General features: G+C 66.3%; 3 protein-coding genes and 1 pseudogene. 3 read left to right on the forward strand and 1 reads right to left on the reverse strand.

All coding sequences use genetic code 11. From position 1 onward, the window contains the following. The 3 genes from ACTHJR_RS09515 to mltG all read left to right on the forward strand — a co-directional run. Positions 1-174: acyl carrier protein (locus tag ACTHJR_RS09515; protein ID WP_440522913.1), on the forward strand; the 174-nt coding region annotated here is incomplete at its 5' end. A 116-nt stretch (positions 175-290) separates the two neighbouring features. After that, positions 291-1,550, forward strand: coding sequence for a beta-ketoacyl-ACP synthase II (fabF, locus tag ACTHJR_RS09520; protein WP_440522911.1), 1,260 nt, complete (start codon positions 291-293; stop codon positions 1,548-1,550). 7 nt (positions 1,551-1,557) lie between these two features. Further along, complete coding sequence (mltG, locus tag ACTHJR_RS09525) at positions 1,558-2,547, forward strand: endolytic transglycosylase MltG (protein WP_440522912.1); 990 nt, start codon at positions 1,558-1,560, stop codon at positions 2,545-2,547. A 139-nt stretch (positions 2,548-2,686) separates the two neighbouring features. On the opposite strand, the pseudogene ACTHJR_RS09530 reads toward mltG, so the two are convergent. Next, positions 2,687-2,872 (reverse strand): annotated as a pseudogene (locus ACTHJR_RS09530) (bifunctional 4-hydroxy-2-oxoglutarate aldolase/2-dehydro-3-deoxy-phosphogluconate aldolase); the annotation flags it as partial.

Raw genomic sequence — 2,872 nt, forward strand, 5'->3', positions numbered from 1 at the left:
TCGGTGACGCCCGAGGCGAGCTTCATCGACGATCTCGGTGCCGACAGCCTCGACATCGTCGAGCTGGTGATGGCCTTCGAGGAAGAGTTCGGGGTCGAGATCCCGGACGATGCCGCCGAGAAGATCACGACCGTCAACGACGCGATCACCTATATCGACGCGCATCAGGGCTGAGCCCTCTTTCCGTGGCTGACGGCTGCGGGCGTATAGAGTAACGAGCGGCTCCCCGTCCCAGGGTTACCCAGGGTCGGGGGGCCGTTTCGCTGTTAGAGACTGGATTGGAGAACACCATGCGGCGCGTAGTCGTGACCGGCCTGGGCCTGGTGACCCCCCTGGGGGCGGACGTCGAAACGACGTGGAAGAACCTGATCGCGGCCAAATCGGGCGCGGGGACGATCACCAGGTTCGACGCCACCGACTTCCACAGCAATTATGCCTGTGAAGTGAAGCCGGCGGGCCACGAATATGGCTTCGATGCCGACAAGCGCGTCGACCACAAGGTGCAGCGCCAGGTCGATCCGTTCATCGTGTTCGGCATCGACGCCGCCGGCCAGGCGCTCGAGGATGCCGGGCTGACCGACATGAGCGAGGAAGAGCGCTATCGCGCCGGCTGCTCGATCGGATCGGGCATCGGCGGCTTGCCGGGTATCGAGAGCGAGTCGCTGGTGCTCGCCGAAAAGGGCCCCAAGCGCGTCTCGCCGCACTTCGTCCATGGCCGCCTGATCAACCTGATCACTGGCCAGGTGCAGATCAAATACGGGCTGATGGGTCCGAACCACGCGGTCGTCACGGCCTGCTCGACCGGCGCGCATTCGATCGGCGACGCCGCGCGGATGATCGCGATGGATGACGCCGACATCATGCTCGCCGGCGGTTCGGAAAGCGCGATCTGCCCGATCGGCATCGCCGGCTTCGGCCAGGCGCGCGCGCTGTCGACCGGTTTCCGCGACGAGCCGTGGCGCGGCAGCCGGCCCTACGACAAGGACCGCGACGGCTTCGTCATGGGCGAGGGCGCGGGCGTGGTCGTGCTCGAGGAATATGAGCACGCCAAGAAGCGTGGCGCCAAAATCTATGCCGAGGTGATCGGCTACGGCCTGTCGGGCGACGCCTATCACGTGACGGCGCCGCATCCCGAAGGGTCGGGCGCGTTCCGCTCGATGGAAATGGCGATGCGCAAGTCGGGGCTCACCTTGAGCGACATCGATTACGTCAACGCCCATGGCACCTCGACTCCGCTCGGTGACGAGCTCGAGCTCAATGCGGTGCGCAAGCTCTTCGGCAACAACATCGCCAATATGTCGATGTCGTCGACCAAGTCGGCGATCGGGCATCTGCTCGGCGGCGCCGGCGCGGTCGAATCGATCTTCTGCATCCTGGCGCTGCGCGACCAGGCCGTGCCGCCGACGCTCAACCTCGACAATCCGAGCGACAATTGCGCGGGCGTCGACCTCGTGCCCCACGTCGCCAAGGAGCGGAAGGTCAAGGCGGTGCTCAACAATTCGTTCGGCTTCGGCGGCACTAACGCCAGCCTGGTGATGAAGGCGATCTGATCCCGTCATGGCCAGGAAAAAGCGCGGCGGCGCCCGGTTCGGATGCCTTGGCCTCGTCGCCGCGCTCTTGCTGGTCTTGGGCGGTGTCTGGCTGGTCCACAGCTGGGGCGGCCGCGGCCCGCTGCAGAAGAACGTCACCGTCTCGATCGCGCCGGGCACCAGCCTGAACAAGGCGGCCGAGCAACTCGAACAGGCGGGCGCGATCTCGTCGGCCGGTCGCTTCACCTTGCTCGCCAAGATTTTCGGCAGCGGCGCCGGGATCAAGGCGGGCGAGTACCGCATCCTCGCCCACCTAAGCCAGTCGGACATCCTCAAGCTGCTGCAGGGCGGCAAGACGCTGCAGCGCTTCATCGTCATTCCCGAGGGCTGGCCGTCGATCCTGGCGCAGCAACGGCTGATGGCGATGCCCGAATTGACCGGGACGATCGACGTACCCGCCGAAGGCTCGCTGATGCCCGACAGCTACAGTTTCGAGCGTGGCGACAGCCGCGCGGCGATCGTGCTCAGGATGCAGCGCGCGATGAGCCAATATCTCGACCAGGCCTGGGCCAGGCGCTCACCCACCACGGTCGCCAAGACCCCGCGCGAGGCGCTGATCCTGGCGTCGATCGTCGAGAAGGAAACCGGCAAGCCGGCGGAGCGACGGATGGTCGCCGCCGTTTATTCGAACCGGCTGCGGCGCGGCATGCCGCTCCAGGCCGACCCGACGGTCATCTATCCGGTGACCAAGGGCAAGCCGCTCGGCCGGCGCATCCTGCGCTCGGAGTTGGAGGCGAACAATGGCTACAACACCTATGCGATGACGGGACTGCCCAAGGGGCCGATTGCCAATCCCGGGCGGGCGTCGATCGATGCGGTGTTGAACCCGGCGGACTCGCAGGCGTTGTATTTCGTGGCCGACGGGACGGGCGGGCACGTGTTCGCGGATACGCTCGAGCAGCACAACGCCAACGTGCAGAAATGGTACGCGATCCGGCGAGCGCGCGGGGAGATGTAAACTCCCTCTCCCTTTGGGAGAGGGAAGGGGCCCACGCCGACGGCGTGGGAAGGGTGAGGGCAGGGTAAAGGCAACCATCGGCTGCCCTCACCCTTCCGCCGCTTCGCGGCTCCCTCCCTCTCCCAATGGGAGAGGGAATTTAACGCAACGCCGCCGCGGCTCTCGCCTTGGCCTCGACCTCTTCCGGCGTGCCCGTGCACACCCAGCTCCCGCCCACGCACAACACCGGATCGAACGCCAGCCAATCGGGCGCGTTGGCGTGGGGGACCCCCCCGGTGGGGGCGAATTTTGACGGATAGAATGGCGCGGCCCGACACTTGATCGC

Source organism: Sphingomonas sp., assembly GCF_051962185.1.
GTDB lineage: Bacteria > Pseudomonadota > Alphaproteobacteria > Sphingomonadales > Sphingomonadaceae > Sphingomonas.